Here is a 24340-nt window from a genome sequence, read left to right as displayed (position 1 = left end):
AATAGGCGGTGAAATGATGGATTTACTATTGCAGGTACTAATAAATGGACTATTAATCGGCGGAATTTACGCATTAATCAGTATTGGTTTAACTCTACTTTTTGGAGTCGTGGATATTGTAAATTTTGCTCATGGTGAATTTGTTATGCTTGGTATGTATGCTTCTTATTGGACATGGGTATATACAGGTGCGGATCCAATTTACACTTTAATCGTTTCTATTGCAGGCATGTTTATGGTTGGAGTAATTACACAAAAGTACTTATTTTCACACATTATGAAAGCTCCAGCCCTTACTCAGATTTTTTTAACGGTGGGACTTCAGCTTGTACTGCAAAATGGTGCACTAATGTTATTTGGTTCAAGCACACGTTCCATTAATTTCAGCTGGAGAGAAGAAACATTGAAATTTGCAGGGGTAGTAGTTCCAGTCAACATGTTAGTTGCCTTCTGCCTTTCGCTTGTACTCGCGGGTATATTATTTGTTTTCTTAACGAAGACCGATATCGGCAAGGCGATGAAAGCAGCGAAATTGGATCGGGAAACGGCGATGCTAATGGGAATTAACACAAACAAGATTTTTTACATTGCCGCTGGAATTGCTGCTGCACTGACAGGAGCAGCTGGTACAGCAATTAGTACCTTTCAGTACATCCAGCCTTTGGCAGGAGCACATTTTGGGATAATGGCCTATATAGTTGTAATCCTTGGAGGATTGGGTAATCTTAAAGGAGCTTTTATTGGTGGCTTGATTCTTGGTATTGCCGAATCTTTCGGAATTCAATATATTAGCGCAAATTCAGGACTTCTTGCGGCATTTATACTATTCCTAGTCGTACTGTTTATTAAGCCAAACGGATTATTTACCGCGAAGGGGGCTGCGTAAAAATGGGCATTCAGGCGGAAAAGGTGGTTTCAGAGAGAGAACAGATGGAAAATACGCATACTCTGGGAGATAAAACTATTAAGCATTCAAAAAAAGTTACACTACTTGGTCAAATATCACAGCCAAAAATTTATGTCCCTCTATTCGGATTGTTATTCATATGTGTTGCCCCTCTGGCAGTTAATGAGTATTACCAGAATATCTTAAATTCAATCCTTCTGTTTGCTATTGCAGGAGTATCCTGGAATATATTTGGTGGATATGCACGCCAGGTATCTATCGGTCATGCCCTTTTCTTCGGAATCGGAGCTTACACATCAACGATCCTGTTAACAAAGTATGGAATTAGCCCCTGGATTGGAATGCTTGCCGGTGGACTCATCTCTATAGTTGTTGGGTACATAATGGGAGTGGGACTTATGCGATTAAGGGGTCATTATTTTGCGATTGCCACCATCGTCTTCTCACAGGTCGCCCTTCTGCTGGTAACAAAGTTTCGTGGATTTACAGGCGGGGCGGAAGGACTGTCAGTACCATTCGCGGAATCTTTTGGGATGCTTCAGTTCTCAAGTAAGCTGCCTTATTTCTATATTTTCCTGGCTTTCTTAGTGACTATTCTCTTATTAGTACGCAGAATGGAAAACTCACGTCTTGGTTATTACATGATAGCGATGGGCCAAGATGATCAAGCAGCAAAAGCAATAGGGATTAATATTCCAAGGGTAAAACATATCGCATTAGCCATCAGTGCATTTACCATGTCGATGGTAGGAACCTTGTATGCTCAGTATATGTATTTTATCGAACCAAAGGCTGTTTTTGATATTCCTTTGTCTGTAGAATTTGCAATGGTTTCGATTATTGGCGGGCTTGGTACAGTAATGGGGCCTGTTATTGGAGCCATTGTTATGAAGCCATTTATTGAAATTGCCATTTCCATAACAAGTTTTCTGGGATTGGGTTCACTGGAAGGGATTAACTACTTTTTATATGGGATTATTTTAATCGTTGTTGTTATTCTGATTCCTAATGGTTTAATTAGACCTATCTCAAAGGTATATAACAAATTGCTTTCTGTCCTTCCAGGCGGAAAATCAAAGTGGAGGGATGATCATAAATGAGCGAAAAAATCTTAGAAGTTAAAAATATCTCGAAAAGGTTTCATGGGTTGCTTGCTGTTAACGATTTAAGTTTCCAAATTAATAAGGGTGAAATTTTAGGAGTTATCGGTCCAAATGGTGCCGGTAAATCAACAACGTTCAATCTAATTACAGGGGTTTACAAACCGGATTCTGGTGAAGTCATTATGAATGGAGAGAAAATAAACGGCCTTTCATCAGATGAGATTTGTAAAAAAGGACTTAGCAGAACCTTTCAGGTAACTCGTCCTTTCGGTGATATGACAGTTATGCAGAATGTAATGGTGGGTGGTTTTCTTAAGACCTCCAACTTTAATGAGGCGAAGAGGAAAGCGATGGAAATGATCGAGTTTGTCGGACTTAGTGAAAAGGCACAATCAGTTGCGCGCACTCTCTCCATAATCGATCAAAGGAGATTGGAATTTGCAAGAAGCCTAGCGACACAACCAAAATTACTCTTATTGGATGAGTGTCTAGCAGGACTAAATAATCGTGAAGTTGAAGAAGCAATTGAGCTAATTAGGAAAGTAAAGGCATCTGGTATTACCCTAGTAGTTATCGAGCATGTAATGAAGGTCATTAATGCTATATCAGACCGAGTGGTGGTACTCAACTTTGGTTCTAAATTGATGGAGGGTCTTCCAAAGGATGTCATGAGCAATCCTGTTGTAGTTGAGGCTTATCTGGGGAAGGGGTTTGCGCAGCATGCTTAATGTAAACAACCTACATGTTTCATATGGTGCAATTAAGGCTTTGCAAGGGGTTTCAATTGAGATCAACCGTGGAGAATGTGTCGCCATTGTCGGCAGTAATGGGGCTGGAAAAACCACATTATTAAAAACGATTTGCGGTTTATTAACCCCAAATCAAGGATCCGTTGAACTGGATGGGAAACCGTTGGTCGGGAAAAAAGCCTATGAAATTGCCAATCTTGCAATTGCGCATGTGCCTGAAGGACGCCGTGTTTTTACGGAAATGAGTGTATTAGATAATTTAATTCTTGGTTCATATGTGAAAGAAGCAAAGGCTCATCGAAATGAAAACCTTGATTATGTTTTCAGCTTGTTTCCCCGCTTAGCTGAACGCAAAAGTCAACTTGCTGGGACAATGTCTGGCGGTGAACAGCAGATGCTTGCGGTCGCAAGAGGCTTAATGTTAAAGCCGAAATTAATTATTCTTGATGAGCCTTCTTCTGGGTTATCTCCGCTGATTGTGGAGCAAATGTATGAAAAGTTGGCAGAAATCCATAAATCAACAGATATGGCGATGCTTGTAGTTGAACAAAATGTTCCCATTGCTCTCTCTATTGCTAATAGGGGCTATGTTTTAGAAAATGGTTCGATTCACGTATCGGGAACAAGCAATCAATTAATGGTAGATCCGGAGGTAAAAGCAGCTTATCTAGGCTTCCATTAAGACTAAGGAAAGGTTTTGGTAGAGTGGTAGGAATTTATTTTGATGACTTTGAAGTAGGAATCGTCTATAAAACTCCAACAAGAACAATGACTGAAACGGATGTAGTAATGTTTTCAGCAATGTCGGGTGATATGAACGAACTCCATACAAGTGAAGAGTTCTCCAAGCAAACTCCTTTCGGGAAACGACTTGCACAGGGATTGCTTGGTCTATCTATCTCCCACGGCTTAATGTTTCGACTTGGTATCTTTGACGGAACAGGAATTGCATTATTAGGGGTGGATAAATGGCAGTTTACAGCGCCGGTCTATCTGGGAGATACTATCCACGCAGTAGTAGAAGTGCAAGAAAAGATTGAAAGCAAAAGCAAAAAAGACCGTGGAGTTATTCGCTTTTTTGTCAGATTAGTTAATCAAGAAGGTGTTATTACTCAACAAGGGGTTCAAACGCTTATGATAAAAAGAAAATGAAAAATATGAGGTGAAAAGTATGGATAAAGTGATGAAAGCGGAAGAGGTACTGCCCCATCTGAAAGAAGGAGCAGTCCTGTCTACTGTAGGTTTCACATTAATGGGAGCCTGCGGCACCATCCTAAATGAAATCGAAAAGAGTTTCTTGGAGACTGGTTATCCGAAAAATTTAACGCTTCTGCATGGGGCCGGTCAAAGTGACAGAATTAATGGTATACAACGTTTGGCACATCCCGGGTTGGTGAAAAGAATTATTGGTTCACACTGGGGACTCGCTCCTAAATGGGGAGAAATGATTCACAACAATGAAGTGGAAGCTTTTTGTCTTCCACAGGGACAGCTTGTCCATTTATTTCGTGCAATGGCTTCCGGTAAGCCAGGGAATTTCTCCAAGGTTGGAGTAGGTACGTTTGTCGATCCGCGTATTGAAGGAGGTAAGATGAACGTTAGTGCTCAGGCATGTGACGATATTTTGGAAGTGCTTTCTCTAAATGGAGAGGAGTATTTGTTCTATAAGAGTCATCCCATAGATGTGGCCATAATCCGTGGTACGACTGCGGATGAAAGAGGAAATATCACTATGGAAGAAGAAGCAATTAAATTGGAAGCCATCTCTGTTGCGCAGGCAGCAAAAAGCAATGGAGGAAAAGTGTTTGCACAGGTAAAGTACCTCGCCAAAAGCGGAAGCCTTCACCCGAAGGATATTGTCGTTCCAGGTATATATGTTGACGGCATTATTATTTCGGAAAACCAAGAGGAAGATCATCGTCAAACAGCTTCATATTTCTTTGATCCTGTATATTCAGGGGATTTAAAAATTCCTGTAGCCACAAGGGATCCTTATCCTTTTAATATCAGGAAAATAATCGGTCGCCGTGCTGTCATGGAGCTTTTCCCTAACGCTGTTGTCAATCTAGGTACAGGTATACCAGGTGATGTTATTGGTCCGATCGCTAACGAAGAAAGAATAAACAAAGCGATAACCCTAACCATTGAATCAGGTGTCATTGGCGGTATCCCGGAAGGCGGAACAGACTTCGGAATCACAAAGAACGCAGAAGCGATTATCGAACATTGCTATCAGTTTGATTATTACAACGGCAGCGGTGTGGATGTCACTTTTATGGGAATGGCGGAAGTTGATTCTGCAGGGAATGTAAACGTAAGTAAATTTGGCACTAAGACTGTCGGCTGCGGTGGCTTTATTGACATCACACAGCCAGCCAAAAAAGTTGTGTTTTGCGCCACATTTACAGCAGGCGGGCTTAAGGTCGATATTGAAGGTGAAACCCTTCGTGTTATCCAGGAAGGAAGAACAAAGAAATTCATTGATGAAGTTAATCAGATCACCTTCAGCGGCAAATATGCTCGCGACATTGGCCAGAGGGTGATATTCGTGACTGAAAGAGCAGTTTTTGAATTAAGAAAAGATGGATTGGTGCTTACGGAAATTGCGCCAGGTATCGATCTTGAAATAGATATTCTCGCCCATATGGATTTCAAGCCTATCATTGCTGCGGACTTAAAAATGATGGATAGTAGGATTTTTAGAGATGAGGTAATGGAGTTCGAAAATGAATTTTTTGGATTAGAAAAATCCCTTCTCCAAACAAGTAACTCACAGCTTAAAGGAGGGATTGAAGTTGGTTAACAGTACAGTTTCTATGATTAAAAATGTGACGGAAATTATCTGGGGAGTGGGGGCTGTCAGTAAGGTGGCCGACATTCTTGAAAAGAATATAGCGAAGAAAATATTGGTGGTCACTGATGCTGGAATCGCAAAATCAGGTGTTTTAGATCAAGTCACTGCTCAACTTACAGGAGTGGAATATTCTCTATTTAGTGACGTCGAGCCTAATCCTTCCGTACAAACAGTATTTAAAGCATTAGGTAAATGTAAGGAACTGGAGGCGGATCTCATTATTGGCGTGGGAGGAGGTAGCCCCATTGATGTAGCGAAAGCTGTTGCTGTTGTTTATTCCAATGGAGGCTCGATTGTGGATTATGAAGGGATTGATACATTTACTACTCCTGCTACACCTTTATTGGCGATCCCAACCACATCCGGCACTGGCAGTGAGGTTACTTCCTTTACAGTTATAACCGATACCGAACGCAATTATAAATTAACGGTGGGAGGGACTCTAGTAGCTGCAAGATGGGCTATTGTAGACCCTCAACTTACATTATCTTTACCACCTGGAATAACAGCATCTACTGGAATTGATGCACTCGTTCACGCGATTGAATCTTATACTTCGAGAGCTTCTTTCCATTATTCCGAGGTTCTTGCCCTAGATGCTGTTTCCTTGATTAGCGGCAGTCTACGAAAGGCTTATTATCAAGGCGATGATCTACAAGCAAGGGAAAACATGCTTCTCGGAAGTTTAACGGCTGCCCTTGCTTTTAATAATACCCGCCTAGGCAATGCCCATGCGATCAGTCACCCGTTAAGTGCTTTTTTTGGGATCGCACATGGAATCGCAAACGGTATCCTACTTCCTGTGATTATGGAATTTAACTTGCTTTCCTGCCCTGATAAATTTGCACGCATAACAGAAGCGATGGACCCAGAAGTGAAGGGAAGTATGATGGAAAAGGCTTATGCATCGATTCATTTGGTCCAACGGTTAGTCAAAGATATCAAAATTCCGAATTCTATTTCTGAACTTGGTATCAACAAAGATGATTATGAAGCGGCAATTCCTATTATGGCCAGAGATGCGATGAAAAGTGGAAACGTCCTTGTTAATCCTAGAAAAACAAATTTGGAAGATATTGTTAATTTGTATCATGCTATCTACTAAAATGTAAAGATAAAATCTCATTTTTTTGAAGTCTGGTATAAAGGAGTTAAAATTATGGCTGTGTTTAAGAATCCCGAAGAAATTGCCCAAAGTATTCCTGACGGAAGCACCATTGCTCTTGCCGGATTTGGGGGAATGGGGCAATGTGACAGTATTTTAAAAGGCATTCGTGACTCTTTCTTACGATCGGGACATCCTCGTGACTTAACGGTTTTCCATGCGGCTGGTCAGTCAGATAAATTGAATGGCATCGAATATATAGCGGAGGAAGGCTTGATTCGTCGTGTAATTGGTGGTCATTGGGGATTAGCTCCTAAAATGAAACTTCTTATTGAGGAAAATAAAATCGAAGCCTACTGTTTTCCACAGGGACAGCTTACACATTTGTTCAGGACAATGGCCAGCGGTCTACCTGGACAGCTTTCAAGAATTGGGCTCGGCACCTTTGTAGATCCGAGGAAGGAAGGCGGGAAGTTTAATGAACGTACGTTAGGAAAAGAAGATCTTGTGAAACTTATTACGATCGAAGAGGAAGAGTTTTTACTCTATAAATCTATCCCTTTCGACTTTGTCTTTATCAGGGGAACAACAGTCGATGAGGAGGGTAACTTAACATCTGAAGAAGAAGCACTAAAGCTTGAGGTGCTTTCTGCTGCTCAAGCGGCAAGAGCACATGGCGGAGTAGTTGTGGCCCAGGTAAAATACGTAGCGAGTAAAGGAACATTGCACCCAAAAGATGTTGTGGTACCAGGATATCTAATAGATACTGTAAATATCGTTGACAAACCAGAGACTGATCACAGGCAGATCCCAAGTAAAGCATATCATCCAGTTTTTAGTGGAAATGCACGAGTCCCATCGCAAAGGATAGAAAAGCTACCAATGAGTATTCGGAAAATAATTGGCAGAAGAGCAGTACAAGAAATGCCAACATTTTCTGTAGCGAATATAGGAATTGGGATTCCGGGTGACGTTATTGGGCCGATTCTTCATGAAGAGCAACTTCAAGCCGGCGTTGTGCTTACGCTTGAGTCCGGGGTCATAGGTGGAATACCACTCGGAGCAAATCAATTCGGGATTGCTCAAAATGCCACAGCCATTATAGACCATGAATACTTGTTCGATTATTACCATGGAACAGGGGTAGATATCACTTTTATGGGTGCGGCCGAAGTGGATCGGCTTGGCAATGTAAATGTTAGCAAGTTCGGTAATCGAATAACTGGTTGTGGCGGCTTTATCGATATAACCCAACCCGCAAAAAAAGTCGTTTTCTGCACCACATTTACTGGAGGCGGTTTTCAGGCTGAAATAAATGATGGCCGGCTAAACATTATACAAGAGGGGAATATTAAAAAATTCAAATCTGAAGTAAGCCAAATTACGTTTAGCGGTGAATATGCTTCAAAACTTCATAAAGAAATTATCTATGTTACCGAAAGAGCTGTATTTGAATTGACAATGGACGGACTTGTTTTAAAAGAAATAGCCCCAGGAATAGATTTAGCAAAAGATGTTTTAGAGCAAATGGAATTTACGCCGATTATCCACCAGAATCTTAAGGTGATGGACATGAGAATTTTCGGTAAAGAAAGAATGTCATTGAAAACCTATAATATTGAGAACAAATGATTTCAAAGTAAATTAGGAGGAAACTAGCGTGGAGAAAACAGTTAGTTTAATTGATTTAGACGAATTAAAAATGTTTGTGAATGGCGAATGGACAGAGGGCAAAGGAAAAACATTCACTGTGACGAATCCGTCTACTGGCCAAGTTGTCGCCCTCGTTCCAAATGGCGGACGACAAGAGACGAAACAGGCAATTGCAGCCGCTGAAGAAGCATTTAAATCTTGGTCAAAGTTAACAGCTAATGAACGTGCAAAGTACTTATTAAAATTACGGGATCTTATGCATGAACATAAGGACCAGCTTGCAGAAATTATGAGTTTGGAAATGGGAAAACCATTCACTGAGGCACAGGGAGAAGTAGTATATGCTGCTAGTTTCTTAGAATGGTTTGCCGAAGAAGGCCGCCGGATTTACGGTGAGACCATTCCTGCATCTGTTCCTCACAAAAGATTAATGGTAATTCGACAGCCTGTGGGGGTGGTTGCAGCTATCACGCCTTGGAATTTCCCATTGGCTATGATGACTCGGAAATTAGGACCTGCAATGGCAGCCGGTTGTACTGGAATTGTAAAGCCTGCAAAACAATCACCTATCAGTGCAATAGCATTTTGTAAATTGGTTGAATTAGCGGGTATACCCCGTGGAGTAGTCAATGTAGTAACAGGTGATGCCGAGCCTATTTCAGATGAGATTTTCGAAAATCCAGTTGTACGAAAAATTTCTTTCACTGGTTCTACTGATATCGGAAAATTACTTGTTTCTAAATCTGCGGACCAGTTAAAGCGATTATCACTAGAGCTTGGTGGTCATGCTCCTTTCATTGTTTTTGAAGATGCTGATTTAGAGGCTGCTGCTACTGGTGCAGTTGCTAGTAAATTTAGAAATACAGGACAGACGTGTGTTTGTGCGAATCGAATCTATGTTCAAAAGTCCGTAATTGATAAATTCTCTAAAATTTTCGTTGAGAAAGTTCAAGCTCTAAAGGTTGGAAATAGCATTAAGGCGAATGTTCAAGTAGGACCGCTAGTAAGTCATGCTGGACTTTTAAAGGTAGAGGAACACGTGAAGGATGCTATAAGTAAAGGTGCAAGAATTCTTTGTGGTGGACAAAGGCTTGGAGGAGAATTGTCTGACGGTTTATTCTATGAACCTACCGTTTTATCTGAAGTTAATACCGACATGATTATTACGAATGAGGAAACTTTCGGGCCTGTTGCTCCTATTATACCTTTTGAAACAGAGGAAGAAGTAATTCGGAATGCAAACAATACAGTTTATGGTTTAGCTGCCTATTTTTACACACAAAACATTGGCCGTGCAATCAGAGTTTCTGAAGCTTTAGAATTTGGAATCATCGGAATGAACGATGCAGTTCCTGCAGTACCCCAGGCACCGTTTGGAGGCTTTAAGGAGAGTGGGATTGGCAGGGAAGGCGGGCATCAAGGCTTGGATGAATACTTAGAGGACAAATTTATATCAATGAGTTTTTAAGAGATAAAAAATAGAGTAAAGGTAAGAGAGCCTTTACTCTATTAGCTATCATATAACTAGAGTTAAATAAAAGGGGGATAATCATGTATGATTTTACAATAGTAGGCGGTGGCATCGTTGGTTTATCCACGGGGATGGCATTAAGTCGGCATTATCCCAAGGCGAAAATTCTAATTTTAGAAAAGGAAAAAGTTTGGGCTAGTCATCAGACCGGACATAATAGTGGGGTAATTCATTCGGGAATTTATTATAAGCCTGGCAGTTATAAAGCCAGATTTGCACGTGAGGGAAGTCAAGCTATGGTTAATTTTTGTAAAATTAATAATATTCAGCATGAAATTTGTGGCAAAGTCATTGTTGCGACAAAACCGGCAGAACTTCCTTTTTTAGAAAATCTTTTTCAACGTGGATTACAAAATGGCTTAAATATAAAAAAAATTGGACCTGGTGAACTTAAAGAAATAGAACCGCACGTCAATGGGTTGGCAGGTATTCGTGTCGCTAATGCTGGGATTGTCAATTATAAACAGGTGGCAGAAGTCTTTGCTTCCATTATTGAGAAAAATGGTGGTGAATTACTCCTTAATACAAAGGTAGAAAACATTGTGAATAAGGCCGATGGAATAGAAATTGAGAGTAATCGTGGTTCATTCAGGACTCATTTTTTGATCAATTGTGCCGGACTTCAAAGCGACCGAATTGCGAAACTGGAAAAAGTAGAAACAGATATAAAAATTATCCCGTTTCGTGGGGAATATTACGAACTTAAACCTGAAAAGCGCTACCTTGTAAAAAATCTTATATATCCGGTCCCGGACCCTAATTTCCCCTTTTTAGGTGTTCATTTTACTCGTATGATTGACGGGAGAGTGGATGCAGGACCTAATGCTGTTCTTAGTTTTAAGCGAGAAGGCTATTTTAAGACTGATTTTGATTTGCAGGATTTTATAGATATCATGACATACTCAGGATTTTGGAAAATTGCATCAAAATACTGGAAAAATGGCTTAGAAGAAATGGTTCGGTCCTTTAGTAAAACAGCTTTCGTCCGGAGTCTTCAGGAGCTCATCCCGGAAATCAGTGCTTCAGATTTAGAGACGGCTCCTGCTGGTGTAAGAGCTCAAGCATTAAAATCGGATGGGACGATGGTAGATGACTTTCATATAGTCTCTGGTCGAAATACAATTCATGTATGTAATGCACCATCGCCTGCGGCTACAGCATCTATTCAAATAGGAAATGCAGTAGTTGATAAAATAAGTAAGCAGTTTCCTCGAGCAGAGCAATTAGCATAAGAATCTCCTAGAGTATATGAAATTAAAAGGGACGATAATGTTCCATTTAAAAACTTTATTGAATCTGGCTTATAAACAACCATTGAGTGCTTAGATAAAGCAACGAAACTCGCAAAAGAAATGTTGTGTTATGAACATGAACTTGTTGTAGGTGGACTGTGCATTAGTCGTTTTCAATATATTACTGTTCCTGTCGCTTTTTTATGAGGATTAAAAAAACTAGATAAGAGGGATGATAATGAAAGTGGTGATTGCTCCAGATTCATTCAAAGGCTCTATTTCTGCAGGGGATATTTGTTCTGCGATAAAAGAGGGAATCCTTCGTGTATTCCCAGATGCGGAAATAAAGGCTGTACCGCTTGCTGATGGTGGTGAAGGAACACTGGAAAATATGATTTATTCATCAAATGGTACCTTAATGCGAAAAAAAGTTAAAGGGCCAATGGGGAAAGAGGTTAATGCTTCATATGGAATATTGGGAGATGGGGAAACAGTTGTAATTGAAATGGCTCAAGCTTCTGGTCTTCCCCTTGTTGAACCCGAGGAAAGAAACCTGTATCTTGCTACAAGTTTTGGAACAGGCCAATTGATAAAACATGCACTAGATGCAGGTTACCGGAGATTCATCATTGGTTTAGGTGGTAGTGCAACAAATGACTGTGGCACAGGAATGCTAACGGCTCTAGGATTAAAGCTTTTTGATAAAAATGGAAATATATTATCAGAGGGTGGGGGATTTCTCTCCGATTTAACATTTTTCGATGAATCAGGGCTCGACCCTCGGATATCAGAGTCGAATTTTACCATTGCAAGTGATGTAATAAATAAGCTTTGCGGAAAGGAAGGAGCATCTGTGGTATTTGGACCACAAAAAGGTGCATCTCCTGAAATGGTAAAACACTTAGACCATGCGCTAAGTCATTTTGCGGACATTGTGTATAAACAAAAAGGTGTTGATATTAAGGAGTTTCCAGGAGGTGGTGCTGCTGGTGGCATGGGGGCAGCACTTATTGCATTTCTAGGAGCTTCCATCCAGTCTGGTATTGATGTTATTTTAAAAGAAGTCGACTTTAATGGGCAAATTATTGGTGCTGACCTGATTATTACAGGTGAAGGAAAACTTGATACACAAACAATATCTGGGAAGGTAATTTCTGGGGTAGGCAAAATTGCAAGAAAACATCAAGTACCTGTCATTGTCATATGTGGAGGAGTAGAAATTGAACCAACTAAGTTTAATGAACTAGGCATACTTTCTGCATTTTCAATTGTTCCCGGACCTTGTTCCTTAAATGAATCTATGAAAAAATCGGCAGCATGGATTACTGAACGTACGGAATCAATTATAAGAATAATTAACTACTATAAATAATTATTATCCATTACATAGACTAGTACGACGTATTTTGTTTTTGTGTCCAATCCACCACCATGTTTCTATGAATGGTGGATTTTTTTGTACAAATAAATGGAAACCCATAATATTTAGTATTCTGATTTCAGAGTGTTGTTTAATTCTTTGTTTTTTTGACCATAGTTCAGAAGAAATTCATTTTTTAGGAGGGCATAATGACGTGGGAGAATTTAATAAAGAATTGGTACCTTTACCCTGTGATTTTTATGATCAGCCCACCCTTGAACTGGCAAAGGCATTGCTCGGATGCCTCCTTGTAAAAGAAACGAGTGAGGGGATGGCAGCAGGATACATAGTTGAAACAGAGGCTTATATAGGTCCCGGGGATAGGGCTGCACACAGTTACAATAATAGAAGGACGGCTAGAACCGAAGTCATGTTCCAACATTCGGGCCTTGCGTATACTTATTTAATGCACACACACTGTCTTTTCAATGTGGTAAGTGGCGGTGTAGAAAAACCAGAAGCAGTTTTGATCCGGGCCCTTGAACCTCAATCGGGTCTCGAGTTAATGAAAATTAGGAGAGGTGTGGAAGAACTTATAAAATTGACCAATGGCCCTGGCAATTTGACAAAATCCTTGGGGATTACCATGGAGGATTATAGCCATCCTCTTACACTTCCACCCTTATATATCGCCAAAGGCTTTTGTCCGAGAAGCATATCCGTCGGCAAAAGGATTGGAATTGACAAATCTGGTGAAGCGCGGGATTATCCATGGCGCTTTTGGGTTACGAATAATCCATATGTTTCAAGGCACCAAAAATCTGAGTATGTAATTGTCTGAAAAGTAAAAGGACTTAACTCATTGGTTAAGTCCCTATAATAAATGGATTCGATTAGTTTTCCTTATTAAGTAACAGGCTTGAGGCCTATATTCATTCCTTTCCTAAAGTGTATTCTATCGAAAAGGATTATCCATTTAATCCTTTTGATTCGATTTTACTATTATGAAGTTTTTATTAAAGTAACGACTCTCATTTACACCCCCTCATGTTTAAAATGGTTTGGTTCTGATCACCCGGACCGAGAAAATCTAATGCGGCAGGAGAAAAGACCCGCACTTTTCTTTTAACGCCCTCCAAAAGTATTCGGATCGATTTCATAACTCCAATATCCTGAAAGACATTGTCTCCTAAGAAAATCTCCATGATTGCTCTCCTGTCAAGGACAGGTTTATTTTTTTTACTATTATCTTTAGTACCAACAAGCTCATTCGATTCTTTAGTGGTTAGCACTGATTCATATTCTATTTTAGCAACTTCTACTTCCATCGAAGCAACTATTCCGATTTCACGTTTATTTAACATTAAGACGAAGTCGAAGCCTGTTTCTGTTTTCTTCTGTACAATTTTTACTTCATCTGTAATAATCGTGGCAAATTCTACGTATTCATTCGTGTTTGAGTTTTGGGTGTTTTCATTTAGCTTCACAACTCTATAAAATGCTTTTGCTCCAATTCCTTCATCGGTAAAGTCAAAGGGTTTAATACTTTCTGTGCGGACAAAATAGAGTTGATGAACCTTTTTATTGCTATTTAATTGGAGACATAAAGCAACCTCTTCTTTCACCGCCTTTCTCTCCTCACTCGAGAGCATAGGGACATTCATTTTCATTCCAGGAAATTGAATGAAGATGTAGCTGAAGTTTTTCTTAGGTTGTAGATCAGAAAGTCTCATTAACTCACAACCTTTCAATTTTTGTCACAAGATTTTTTTCTTGTAAGAGTAATATTCCATATAATCCTTTTTATTCCTGTATATGTGTGTTGAGTTTTTATCGTCACTTTCTTATGAAATACGAGGAGTACCCCTATTTGTTGAGTAATTGCGAGGAAATCTACTATCGAAACATGTAATTAATATAAAAACGCTTTCAAAAACGACAATTTATAGACTATTCGCTCAATTATGTTACAATAAATTTTATATATTAAAGTGCCAAGAATATTAGAAGAAAAACTACAGCACCAATATTAATCTAAAAAATTATCAACAATGGAGGATAACTATGAACTTTGTTAGTACACGCGGAAGCGTAAATAAAATTGGTTTTATTGATACAGTCTTAATGGGATTGGCAAACGATGGGGGATTATTAGTACCAGAGAAAATCCCTCAACTTCCTGCAGAAAAGTTAAAGGCAATGTCAAAACTTACTTATCAAGAATTAGCTTTCGAAATCTTTTCCTATTATGTTGACGGTGAAATTCCAGAAAATGAGTTAAAGGAGTTGATCCAAAAAAGCTATGCTAGCTTCCGCCACCCAGAGGTAACACCGGTACAAAAGCTTAAGGATAATATGTATGTATTAGAACTTTTCCATGGACCAACCTTTGCTTTTAAAGATATTGCTCTGCAATTCTTAGGAAACCTATATTCCTATGTTTCAAAGAAGAAGGGTGAAACGATTCATATTCTTGGTGCAACTTCGGGAGATACGGGGGCATCAGCCATTGAAGGTGTAAGAGGAAAAGAAGGCATTCGCATTTGTATTTTGCATCCCCACGGTAAAGTAAGTAAGGTGCAAGAATTACAAATGACGACTATTGATGACCAAAGTGTATTGAATTTGGCTATAAAAGGAACGTTTGATGATGGTCAAAGAATTATCAAAGAATTGTTTGCAGATGTCGATCTAAAGGATAAATATCACCTGCGTGCCATCAATTCCATCAATTTTGTTCGTATTTTAGCGCAGACCGTTTATTATTTCTATGCGTACTTCCAAATTAAAAAAGAGCATGACATAGAGAGTGTTAACTTCAGTGTGCCGACCGGTAATTTCGGAGATATTTTTGCTGGATATCTTGCCAAGAAAATGGGTCTGCCAGTTGGTAAACTCATTGTGGCGACAAACGAAAATAATATTTTAGAAGGGTTTATCCGTGATGGTGTGTATAAGCCAGGTGAGTTCCGCAGTACCTATAGTCCTTCTATGGATATCCAAGTAGCAAGCAATTTTGAACGTTATTTGTACTACTTGCTAGATGAAAATCCAAATAAAGTGACTGACTTAATGGAACAATTCAAGTCAGACGGAAAAATCGTCGTGAACGAGGAATTGCTCCATCAGGTGAAGGAGGAGTTTGCTGCCCATGGGGTTGTTGGGGAAGAATGCTTGCAAACCATCAGCGAGTATTATGCTGAAACAAAATATTTATTAGATCCACATACTGCTTGTGGGGTTGCTGCCTATGAAAGGTTTAATAATCTTAATGAGGTTTGTATCACTCTTGCTACAGCTCACCCGGCAAAATTTAATGAATCTATTGAACGTTGTAATATCCAACAAACATTCCCTGAGCAAATTACTCAATTGTTCGATAAACCACAATATCTAGAGGTTATTGAGGCTGATAAAGATGAAGTAGTTCGTAATTTAGAAAAGCTATTTAGTTATTCTGCTAAGTAAAAACTTAAATTAGATAAAAAATGTCGAGCCTCTTTAGCTATATTGGAAACCCCAATAAGTAAAAGAGGCTTTTTTGTTCACTGGAGGTTATTTTCATGCGAACAAAGTATATTCATATTTTAATATTCATATAATTAGTAATTTTATGAATAATATTAAATTTTCGTTGAATATGTAAGCGTTTGCAAATATAATGAAATTAGGTCCGTTACATATTCAGTTCTCACGAATTCTGTGTAATGGGTCTGATGCTAATATAAAAATCACCTAGAATATCAAATGGCTTTCTAAGACAACTTAGCACATTCAGCAGGGTATATTGTGTTGCTTAAATTGTACTAGGAGAGGGGAACTGATATGTGTATAGGTGCAAATTTAGATCGAATTAATGATTTTAGGAGTTTGATTAAATCTTATCGTAGTTTATTTTATAAGGTAAAAGTAAATTATCAAGAGCTGACTGACGAAGAACAATGGGAAGTGATTACGAAGTCTTTCGAATATTAATTTAATGTGTTTATTTTTCAAATCACAGTACAAAGGGTAGAGCGATTCTCATTCGAGAGTCGCTCTTTGTGATTTTAGGTATATTTGCAGTCAGACCATTGCCGGAAATAGCACAACATAGTGATGAAAAGTTGGAAAAGGCTTTTGAAATTAACTAAACCAAGTGTAGATTCAAATACATAAATAATCTACAGATATAAAGTGAATTTTAAAATATATCAAATATCTTTGTATAAATAGAAATTTGGATAAAAGGGATTGGCGAATTCTATAGCCATTCCATTTTATCTATCAATTAATAAATGGCATACATAGGATAGAGTTACCAGACTACAGATAGTTTTGGCATACGTATATATATCAAACTTCCACCCTTAATTGTAGCTTAATCCCTCTTTAGTAAGTTTTAATATATATTAACCTCATTTTTATATTATACTGTTCAGGGGATATCGCGATTATTTATCCAAAATTACTAAAGATGGATGCAGATAAAGGAGTAAAAGAACATGAAAGCATGGTTGTTTGAGAACGTTGGAGAAAAAATGAAGTTGGTTGATCTGCCTAATCCGAAAGCTAAACCCGGCTGGGTTGTCATCAATGTTGAGGCTGCCGGAATGTGTCATTCGGACGTAGGAATAGTGGATGGTACAATGACTTATGCTCTTGACCATAGACCTATAGTGCTTGGTCACGAAGTTGCTGGTACTGTTGCAGAGATAGGTGAAGGTGTCGTCGGATTAAAGGTTGGCGACCGGGTTGGTGTTTCTCTAAGAGAAGGGCATGATGAGGATGATGCAGGATTAGGTGCCGGGACCGCAAAGGGCCCGCGTGGCGGCAGCGCACCTGGTCTTCATGTAGACGGAGGTTATGCGGAGCAAATGTTGGTTCGCGCATCCCGTCTAATTCCGTTGCCGGACAATGTATCATTCGAGATGGGTGCAGTTGCTACGGATGCAATTACTACCGCCTACAGTGCAGTAATGACAGCTGGTGAAGTGAAAGTTGGTAATGTTGTTGGCATAATAGGTCTCGGAGGTCTGGGCATGAATGGACTTCGTACTGCTGCCTTTGCTGGGGCTACAGTATATGGTGTTGATATTAATGAAGAACTATTTGATGAAGCCATCAAAAATGGCGCTGCGGGTTGTTTCAAAGATGTCTCAGAACTAAGCCCCTTAAAACCATCCGTTATTATCGATTTTGCCGGATTCGGCACGACAACAGCTGATGCTATCAAAACAGTTGCCAAATACGGACGTGTTGTTCAAGTCGGCCTCGGAAAAATTGAGTCTACAATAAGTACAAATCTACTCGTTACTAAAAAAATCCAATTAGTAGGATCGTCGGGCGGGACTCAGGAAGATCTTAAAAGAGTTTACGAATTGATTACCGAAGGAGTCTACACGCCGGAGCTCACTGAATTTCCTTTTGACAAATTAGACGAAGTATTGGAACAATTTGCACAAGGAAAAACGCGTGGTCGTTTATTTACCCGGCCAAACAAATAATTACGCAGAACTGCACCCAAATTGTTAGACAAGCTAAACAATTTGCGGTGCATTTTTTTTCGAAATGTTCTTGTAACAGCGGTTAGAAACTAAGGCTAGATTCCTACCTATTATTCACATAGCAATAGCTCCGGCTACTCTGGCCAAGTAGGATTTGTTGTCAATAAGAATGGATATATATATGGGATTACTAAACTTCTTTATTATTATCCCCCCAGGTTTAATTTAACTAGATACTTGATGAGGCGATGCTAACAACTTGGCTGATACAAGTCGTTTATAGACGGTAATCCCAATCCATGATGCTAAAAATGCTTTAATTATCCCAACGATAATGAATGGTAAAAACCCTGAAGCAAAGGTAGCCGTCCAAGTCATTTCAGCGGCAAATTTTAGCCAAACGGTCCCAATGAACAAGGTAACAAGCATACCCATAGTATTTGCGATCATACCTTTTAAGATGGTAAAACTAGTTTTTTCTAAAAACACACCTGTTATAAATGCTGCAGGGATGAAACCAACAATATAACCCCCAGTAGGTCCAACAATCACTCCGAATCCTCCTGACATTCCACTAAATACGGGAATGCCGATAGCGCCAATGAAAGAATATAAAATAACAGAAAGAGTGCCGTATCTCGATCCTAAAATTGTCGCAGCTAAACCAACTGCAAGTGTTTGTCCTGTAATCGGAACAAGTGGTAATGGGATTGTAACTTGAGCCAAGATGCCGATAATTGCAGCAAATAAAGCACTCAAAATCCACATTTTTAATTGATTGTGTGATCGAAGCATCATATCCCCCCTAGTCGTTTAATGTTAACTAAAATTATTTATCGGTTAACAATTGAAGTATAAGTTTTTCAACAAAGTTTTGTCAATCTTATTTTTCTGATGAAAATCAAAGATTAGGGTGTAATACCTAATACATAGGCAAATTAATTAACTAAAGGTTAATACTGGTTAATTATTATGTATTTTACATTAATGATATGAAAAAATAAAATGAAATATATAATCATTATTTTAATAATCTAAATTATATGAATTTTTACTCTGAATTGGTTTGTTAGTATATTGGATGATTCTCATTAGGCACATGAAAGATTAGCAGTTTCAAAATGTGTCTATTGATTTTCAAATATAGCAATAATATTAAAAGAATGGAAGGTGATCATGATGCGTGAAGCAGTCATTGTCGAAGCAGTTAGAACACCAATAGGGAAACATAAAGGGGGCTTAAGTGCTGTTCATCCGCAGGAGTTAGCTGCTCATACGTTAAAGGAGCTAATAAAAAGAACAGGGATTTCTCCAAGTCTTGTCGAGGATGTTATTTTTGGTATCGGCTCCCAAGTTGGGAAACAAGGATTTGACCTTGCCAGGGTAGCATCTTTAATCGCAGAATTTCCTATTGAAGTGCCTGGAGTTGTGGTTGAACGTCAATGTGGATCAGGGCAGCAAGCCATCCATTTTGCAGCACAAGCCATCCTAAGTGGAGATATGGACGTTGTTATTGCGGGAGGTGTTGAGGTCATGTCACATGTTTTACCCTTAGCTACCCCAGACCATAGCAAAGAATACTTTAAGAGATACGAAGTTCTTCACCAAGGTGTTTCGGCTGAACGTGTGGCTGATAAATGGGATATTAGCCGCACCCAATTAGATGAGTTTTCCATAGAAAGTCATAGAAAAGCCCTTCATGCCCAAAAAGAGGGACGTTTTGAACGAGAAATTGTTCCAATCGAAGTTACGCTTCCAGATGGTACGACAGCGATTGTTTCTGCGGATGAGGGAGTTAGAGCAGATACCAGCTTAGAAAAATTAGCAGGGTTAAAACCTGTTTTTCAAGCAGGAGGAAAGATTCATGCCGGAAATTCCAGTCAAATTAGTGATGGTGCGTCAAGCGTACTAATTATGTCCCGTGATAAAGCGGAAGAGTTGGGATTAAAACCTCGTGCACGGATTATTTCACGAAGTGTTGTAGGTTCGGACCCAACCTTAATGTTGACCGGTCCCATTGCAGCATCGAAAAAAGCATTGGAAATAGCCGGACTTACCCTTGAAGATATGGATATATATGAAGTGAATGAAGCCTTTGCCCCAGTTCCAATGGTTTGGGCCCAGGAGATGGGTGCTGATTGGAACAAGTTGAATGTAAATGGTGGAGCAATCGCTCTTGGCCATCCCATTGGCTGTACAGGTTCCCGTATCATGACTACTTTGCTTCATGAGCTTGAACGTCGTGGCGGCAGGTATGGATTGATGTCCATATGCGAAGGACACGGACAAGCCAATGCTACAATCATTGAAAGATTATAATTTTTTCAAGTTTAATATTTTAAAAAGGAGTGTAGAAAATGGAATTGAAAAATAGTGTAGTAGTTGTGACAGGCGGGGCGTCAGGTCTGGGAGAAGCAACAGTTCGAAATACAGTAGCAAACGGCGGGAAAGCTCTGATTGTGGACCTCAACGAAGATAGAGGAAACAATCTAGTAGAAGAACTCGGAGCAGAAAATGTTCTTTATATTAAAACAAACGTAGCTGAAGAAGCAGATGTCCAATCAGCACTAGATCAAGCTGTTCGAAAATTCGGTAAAATCACCGCGGCTATCAACTGTGCTGGTATCGGACTTGGTGAAAAAACCTATGGTAAAAATGGTCCTCATTCTCTCGAGCAATTCAAAAAGGTTATTAATGTAAACTTAGTCGGGTCTTTTAACATCATTCGGTTAGCAGCTGAAAAGATGGCACAAAATGAACCCAATGAAAGCGGCGAAAGAGGTGTCATTGTCAGCACGGCTTCTGTTGCTGCCTTTGAAGGACAAATTGGCCAAGCTGCCTACAGTGCATCCAAGGGAGGCATTGTAGGGATGACACTTCCAATCGCTCGTGATCTTGCAAGCTATGGAATCCGCGTTCTAGCGATTGCGCCAGGCATTTTTAAAACTCCAATCCTGGATGGTGCCCCTGAAGAACTATTAAATTCACTAGGTGCAATGGTTCCATTCCCTAAACGTTTAGGGCGTCCAAGTGAATACGCACATCTTGTTCAAACCATTATTGAAAATCCTATGCTAAATGGAGAAGTGATTAGGATAGATGGTGCGATCCGCATGCAGCCAAAATAATAGATTAAGTGAATAATTCAACTTTTATTCAAAAAATTTTTATAGAGGTGAAACATAAATGGCATTAATTAAAATAGAAAAACAAGACAGGATAGCCATTGTAATCATTGACAACCCGCCAATGAATACATTAAGCACAGCTGTTATTCAAGAATTAGGCGAAACCTTCGCAAACCTAAACAGTGACAGTGATGTATTGGCCATTATTATTACAGGTGCTGGGGAAAAGGCATTCATGGCTGGCGGTGACATTAAAGGTTTCCCTGAAAAAATCGGAAATCCTAATTTAATTCCTAGTTTTTTAAATACACATGAGATGCTAAATAGCATAGATTTCTCGCTAAAGCCTACGATTGCCGTATTAAATGGTTATACTCTTGGCGGAGGATGTGAACTAGCACTTACATGTGATATCCGCATTTCAGAAGAGCAGGCATTAATCGGGGTACCTGAATCAACACTTGGCTTATTCCCTGGTGGAGGCGGTACACAGCGATTACCACGTCTTATCGGGGAAGCGAAAGCAAAGGAGTTAATGTTTACAGGCGATCATATTACCGCGGTAGAGGCATTGAGAATCGGTTTAGTAAATAGAGTAGTTCCAAAGGGTGAGGGATTACAAGTTGGACTTCAGTTAGCAAAAAAAATTAGCAAAAACTCCCCTACAGCTGTGAGAAATATTAAAAGGGCGGTAGATGAGGGCCTTGAATTACCCTTTCATAAGGCACTCGAACGAGAGGCAGAATTGTTTCAAGAGCTTTTCCTTACAGAGGATGTTAAAGAAGGAGTTCAAGCATTTTTGGAAAAAAGACGTCCTCATTTTCCAGGAAAATAATATAATCATTCATTCAAATTGGTGCTTTAGCAAGAATTCAGCGTAAAAATAGTTATGGAAAAATCACCTCTATGTGATCGTATCTAGAAATGCGAATTCATGGAGGTGTTTTCCCTTTTCTCTACCCTCCAAAATTTAACTGATAATTAACGGTAGGTAACTATCAATTGTTTTACATTAATTATCAGTAAAAGATATAATGAAATGAAAATCATTATATTAAATTAAAATAAGCATAAAGTGGGGAGAATCTATGTTAGTCGCTGACTTGAAAAAAATACTTGAACGGAGTAATGGCTTAGAAGCATCAATGGGATTTGATATCATTCAATTAGATGATGGGAGGATCATTTTGGAACTGCCTGTATCCCCATCACATTTAAATTTAAATGGAACGTTACATGGAGGAGCTTACGCCTCACTTCTTGATTGTGTAATAGGTGTGAATATTCGTAACCTAGCTGGTGATCCTTTGGTAACAGTTAATTTAAATATTAGTTATTTCGCAGCAGCGGTCGAAGGAGAAATCATTGTTGCCACTGCAAAAATACTTCATCAAGGATACAAGATTGCTTCGGGCGAAGGGGAAATCAGAAATAGTGAAGGTAAACTATTAGCTAAAGGCAGTGGAACATTTAAAATCTTAAGAAGCAAATGAAGAGGAGTGAACAATACATGTATGATCACTGGTCAATAAAAAAAGTAAAACTATAAAAAAACACAAAAGGCAGCGAAATTACAAAAATCTTGGCTGCCTTTATGTTTCATCTAAAGTAAGGTTTCTTTTATTCATTCCCAAATCACCGTTTTGCACATCGGCCTCATTTTAAAACATTTCTTCAAATGCAAATGAAATTCCTATTCCATCTTTAATTGCTTTTCTAATGATTTCTATGTTGTTGGTTACCAATTTGTAAACCTGACAGTAGATTGGAAAAATCCAGAAAATTAAATTAGAACTAAGGCTGTCTCTATATGTAAATATCGCTTTCTAAACTTAACTATTATTTAAAGATATATAACTATCATGTATTTTACTATATTGTTAAGAAAAGTTAAAATAAAGTGAATATTATGAATTTCACAAAAAAGGAGAAATATATTTATGGCCAAAACATTAACTGGAAAAACAAATCTTACTACAAAAACGTATTTGAAAGAAGAACATCACATATTCAGAAAAGCTTTTGCTAAATTTTTAGAAAAAGAAGCAGTACCTTTTGTAGAGAAATGGGAAGAAGACAGGTTAGTCCCTATATCATTTTGGAAAAAAATGGGCGAACAAGGATATTTATGCCCTTGGGTAGGTGAAGAGTATGGTGGTTTAAATGCTGATTTTGGTTATTCTGTCGTAATCAATGAAGAGTTCACTAAATTAGGGTTAGGACCCGGCGGTGGTGCTATACTTCACAGTGACATTGTCATTCCGTACATTGATAGTTACGGAACAGAAGAACAGAAAAGACGCTGGTTACCGGGTTCTGTTTCAGGTGAAATTATAACAGGTGTTGCGATGACAGAACCGGGTACAGGGTCTGATCTTGCTGCACTTAAGACGACTGCAGTAAGGAAAGGTGACTATTTTGTCATCAACGGTGAAAAAACGTTTATTTCAAATGGTATCTTAGGAAATCTGTTCGTTGTCGCATGTAAAACGGATCCTCATGCAGTTCCTGGATATAAGGGAATTAGTTTAATAGTCGTAGAGGAAGGCACACCAGGATTTAAAAAAGGAAAGCAATTAAAAAAGATGGGGATCCATTCACAGGATACAGCGGAACTCATTTTTGAAGATGCGATTGTACCAGTTGAAAATCTCCTTGGTGACGAGAATAAGGGGTTTTATTATCTAATGTCTAAGCTTCAACAAGAACGATTAATTGTGTCGATTTCAGCTATTGTCAGTGCTGAAAGAATGCTAGAAATTACATTAAACTATGTGAAGGGACGGCACGCTTTTGGAAAACCTATCAGTTCCTTCCAAAACACACAATTTAAACTTGCGGAGCTTGCAACAGAGATTCAAATTGGCCGTGCGTTTTTGGACAATTTAATAGAGAAACACATAGATAAAGAGAATTTTGTAACAGAAGTGTCGATGGCCAAATGGTGGACAAGTGCATTGGCAAAGAAAACAGCCTCAGAATGCATGCAACTGCATGGTGGGTATGGATTTATGGAAGAATACGAGATTGCCAGATGGTACCGTGATGTCGCAGTCCAATCAATCTTTGCAGGTACAAATGAGATAATGAAAGGAATTATCGCATCTAACCTAGGATTATAATAATTTTGCAATTAACATCACAGTTTTCCACTTTGTAATATGTCAGATTCACCATATCAATGGGGTACTTTGAAGGCAATATATAACAAATTGTGAGAATGGAGTGAATT

The 24340-nt window shown here is 39.0% G+C and carries 21 protein-coding genes; 19 read left to right on the top strand and 2 right to left on the bottom strand.

The window, feature by feature from the left end; all coding sequences use genetic code 11:
- Window positions 1-13: 13 nt before the first annotated feature.
- The 12 genes from M3610_RS00475 to M3610_RS00420 all read left to right on the top strand — a co-directional run bounded on the left by M3610_RS00475 (window position 14) and on the right by M3610_RS00420 (window position 13335).
- Window positions 14-886, top strand: coding sequence for a branched-chain amino acid ABC transporter permease (locus tag M3610_RS00475; RefSeq protein ID WP_251455979.1), 873 nt, complete (start codon window positions 14-16; stop codon window positions 884-886).
- A gap of 2 nt (window positions 887-888) precedes the next feature.
- Entirely contained in the window at window positions 889-2007 is a 1119-nt protein-coding gene (locus tag M3610_RS00470; protein ID WP_251455978.1) for a branched-chain amino acid ABC transporter permease, read from the top strand.
- Window positions 2004-2738, top strand: coding sequence for an ABC transporter ATP-binding protein (locus tag M3610_RS00465; protein ID WP_251455977.1), 735 nt, complete (start codon window positions 2004-2006; stop codon window positions 2736-2738). The genes M3610_RS00470 and M3610_RS00465 overlap by 4 nt, the downstream gene beginning before the upstream one ends.
- Entirely contained in the window at window positions 2731-3441 is a 711-nt protein-coding gene (locus M3610_RS00460; protein ID WP_251455976.1) for an ABC transporter ATP-binding protein, read from the top strand. The genes M3610_RS00465 and M3610_RS00460 overlap by 8 nt, the downstream gene beginning before the upstream one ends.
- A 23-nt stretch (window positions 3442-3464) precedes the next feature.
- Complete coding sequence (locus M3610_RS00455) at window positions 3465-3911, top strand: MaoC/PaaZ C-terminal domain-containing protein (protein ID WP_251455974.1); 447 nt, start codon at window positions 3465-3467, stop codon at window positions 3909-3911.
- A 19-nt stretch (window positions 3912-3930) separates the two neighbouring features.
- Complete coding sequence (locus M3610_RS00450) at window positions 3931-5562, top strand: acyl CoA:acetate/3-ketoacid CoA transferase (RefSeq protein WP_251455972.1); 1632 nt, start codon at window positions 3931-3933, stop codon at window positions 5560-5562.
- The gene (locus M3610_RS00445) at window positions 5555-6718 is read left to right on the top strand and encodes an iron-containing alcohol dehydrogenase (protein WP_251455970.1); all 1164 of its coding nucleotides are present in this window, start codon (window positions 5555-5557) and stop codon (window positions 6716-6718) included. Before M3610_RS00450 ends, M3610_RS00445 begins: the two co-directional genes overlap by 8 nt.
- A gap of 54 nt (window positions 6719-6772) precedes the next feature.
- Window positions 6773-8350, top strand: a complete 1578-nt coding sequence (locus M3610_RS00440; protein ID WP_251455968.1) for an acyl CoA:acetate/3-ketoacid CoA transferase — start codon at window positions 6773-6775, stop codon at window positions 8348-8350.
- A gap of 70 nt (window positions 8351-8420) precedes the next feature.
- On the top strand, window positions 8421-9839 hold the full coding sequence (locus M3610_RS00435; protein WP_285850919.1) for an NAD-dependent succinate-semialdehyde dehydrogenase: 1419 nt from the start codon (window positions 8421-8423) through the stop codon (window positions 9837-9839).
- Between the two features lie 83 nt (window positions 9840-9922).
- A complete protein-coding gene (gene lhgO / locus M3610_RS00430; RefSeq protein ID WP_251455963.1) occupies window positions 9923-11134 on the top strand; it encodes an L-2-hydroxyglutarate oxidase in 1212 nt (403 codons plus the stop codon).
- A gap of 238 nt (window positions 11135-11372) precedes the next feature.
- Window positions 11373-12506 carry a glycerate kinase gene (locus tag M3610_RS00425; protein ID WP_251455961.1) on the top strand — a complete coding sequence of 378 codons (1134 nt, stop codon included), beginning with the start codon at window positions 11373-11375 and terminating at the stop codon, window positions 12504-12506.
- A 202-nt stretch (window positions 12507-12708) separates the two neighbouring features.
- A complete protein-coding gene (locus tag M3610_RS00420; RefSeq protein WP_251455959.1) occupies window positions 12709-13335 on the top strand; it encodes a DNA-3-methyladenine glycosylase in 627 nt (208 codons plus the stop codon).
- A gap of 190 nt (window positions 13336-13525) precedes the next feature.
- Here M3610_RS00420 and M3610_RS00415 read toward each other — a convergent pair whose 3' ends face one another.
- Entirely contained in the window at window positions 13526-14227 is a 702-nt protein-coding gene (locus tag M3610_RS00415; RefSeq protein WP_251455957.1) for a hypothetical protein, read from the bottom strand.
- Window positions 14228-14558: 331 nt separating this feature from the next.
- Between M3610_RS00415 and thrC the strand changes: the two genes are divergently transcribed.
- Both thrC and M3610_RS00405 read left to right on the top strand, forming a co-directional pair.
- The gene (thrC, locus tag M3610_RS00410; RefSeq protein WP_251455955.1) at window positions 14559-15962 is read left to right on the top strand and encodes a threonine synthase; all 1404 of its coding nucleotides are present in this window, start codon (window positions 14559-14561) and stop codon (window positions 15960-15962) included.
- 1052 nt (window positions 15963-17014) lie between these two features.
- On the top strand, window positions 17015-17980 hold the full coding sequence (locus M3610_RS00405) for a zinc-binding dehydrogenase (protein WP_251455954.1): 966 nt from the start codon (window positions 17015-17017) through the stop codon (window positions 17978-17980).
- Between the two features lie 225 nt (window positions 17981-18205).
- On the opposite strand, the gene M3610_RS00400 is transcribed toward M3610_RS00405, so the two are convergent.
- Complete coding sequence (locus tag M3610_RS00400) at window positions 18206-18775, bottom strand: biotin transporter BioY (protein WP_251456715.1); 570 nt, start codon at window positions 18773-18775, stop codon at window positions 18206-18208.
- Window positions 18776-19159: 384 nt separating this feature from the next.
- On the opposite strand from M3610_RS00400, the gene M3610_RS00395 reads away from it, so the two are divergent.
- The 5 genes from M3610_RS00395 to M3610_RS00375 all read left to right on the top strand — a co-directional run bounded on the left by M3610_RS00395 (window position 19160) and on the right by M3610_RS00375 (window position 24230).
- Window positions 19160-20299 (top strand): thiolase family protein, encoded by a 1140-nt coding sequence (locus M3610_RS00395; RefSeq protein ID WP_251456713.1) that lies wholly within the window; start codon window positions 19160-19162, stop codon window positions 20297-20299.
- A gap of 38 nt (window positions 20300-20337) precedes the next feature.
- On the top strand, window positions 20338-21108 hold the full coding sequence (locus tag M3610_RS00390) for a 3-hydroxyacyl-CoA dehydrogenase (protein ID WP_251455953.1): 771 nt from the start codon (window positions 20338-20340) through the stop codon (window positions 21106-21108).
- Between the two features lie 58 nt (window positions 21109-21166).
- A complete protein-coding gene (locus M3610_RS00385; protein ID WP_251455952.1) occupies window positions 21167-21943 on the top strand; it encodes an enoyl-CoA hydratase/isomerase family protein in 777 nt (258 codons plus the stop codon).
- A 253-nt stretch (window positions 21944-22196) separates the two neighbouring features.
- Entirely contained in the window at window positions 22197-22601 is a 405-nt protein-coding gene (locus tag M3610_RS00380) for a PaaI family thioesterase (RefSeq protein WP_251455951.1), read from the top strand.
- Window positions 22602-23048: 447 nt separating this feature from the next.
- A complete protein-coding gene (locus M3610_RS00375) occupies window positions 23049-24230 on the top strand; it encodes an acyl-CoA dehydrogenase family protein (protein ID WP_251455950.1) in 1182 nt (393 codons plus the stop codon).
- Window positions 24231-24340: the final 110 nt, after the last annotated feature.

This window comes from Neobacillus sp. MER 74 (assembly GCF_023714155.1).
This window is presented reverse-complemented; position numbering and strand designations above follow the sequence as displayed.

Coding starts and splice junctions, on each gene's coding strand:
- M3610_RS00380 (WP_251455951.1), top strand. CDS start 22,197: ATGTTAGTCGCTGACTTGAAAAAAATACTTGAACGGAGTAATGGCTTA.
- M3610_RS00405 (WP_251455954.1), top strand. CDS start 17,015: ATGAAGTTGGTTGATCTGCCTAATCCGAAAGCTAAACCCGGCTGGGTT.
- M3610_RS00415 (WP_251455957.1), bottom strand. CDS start 14,227: ATGAGACTTTCTGATCTACAACCTAAGAAAAACTTCAGCTACATCTTC.
- M3610_RS00460 (WP_251455976.1), top strand. CDS start 2,731: ATGCTTAATGTAAACAACCTACATGTTTCATATGGTGCAATTAAGGCT.
- M3610_RS00375 (WP_251455950.1), top strand. CDS start 23,049: ATGGCCAAAACATTAACTGGAAAAACAAATCTTACTACAAAAACGTAT.
- M3610_RS00395 (WP_251456713.1), top strand. CDS start 19,160: ATGCGTGAAGCAGTCATTGTCGAAGCAGTTAGAACACCAATAGGGAAA.
- thrC (WP_251455955.1), top strand. CDS start 14,559: ATGAACTTTGTTAGTACACGCGGAAGCGTAAATAAAATTGGTTTTATT.
- M3610_RS00470 (WP_251455978.1), top strand. CDS start 889: ATGGGCATTCAGGCGGAAAAGGTGGTTTCAGAGAGAGAACAGATGGAA.
- M3610_RS00435 (WP_285850919.1), top strand. CDS start 8,421: ATGTTTGTGAATGGCGAATGGACAGAGGGCAAAGGAAAAACATTCACT.
- M3610_RS00440 (WP_251455968.1), top strand. CDS start 6,773: ATGGCTGTGTTTAAGAATCCCGAAGAAATTGCCCAAAGTATTCCTGAC.
- M3610_RS00390 (WP_251455953.1), top strand. CDS start 20,338: ATGGAATTGAAAAATAGTGTAGTAGTTGTGACAGGCGGGGCGTCAGGT.
- M3610_RS00475 (WP_251455979.1), top strand. CDS start 14: ATGATGGATTTACTATTGCAGGTACTAATAAATGGACTATTAATCGGC.
- M3610_RS00385 (WP_251455952.1), top strand. CDS start 21,167: ATGGCATTAATTAAAATAGAAAAACAAGACAGGATAGCCATTGTAATC.
- lhgO (WP_251455963.1), top strand. CDS start 9,923: ATGTATGATTTTACAATAGTAGGCGGTGGCATCGTTGGTTTATCCACG.
- M3610_RS00425 (WP_251455961.1), top strand. CDS start 11,373: ATGAAAGTGGTGATTGCTCCAGATTCATTCAAAGGCTCTATTTCTGCA.
- M3610_RS00400 (WP_251456715.1), bottom strand. CDS start 18,775: ATGCTTCGATCACACAATCAATTAAAAATGTGGATTTTGAGTGCTTTA.
- M3610_RS00450 (WP_251455972.1), top strand. CDS start 3,931: ATGGATAAAGTGATGAAAGCGGAAGAGGTACTGCCCCATCTGAAAGAA.
- M3610_RS00465 (WP_251455977.1), top strand. CDS start 2,004: ATGAGCGAAAAAATCTTAGAAGTTAAAAATATCTCGAAAAGGTTTCAT.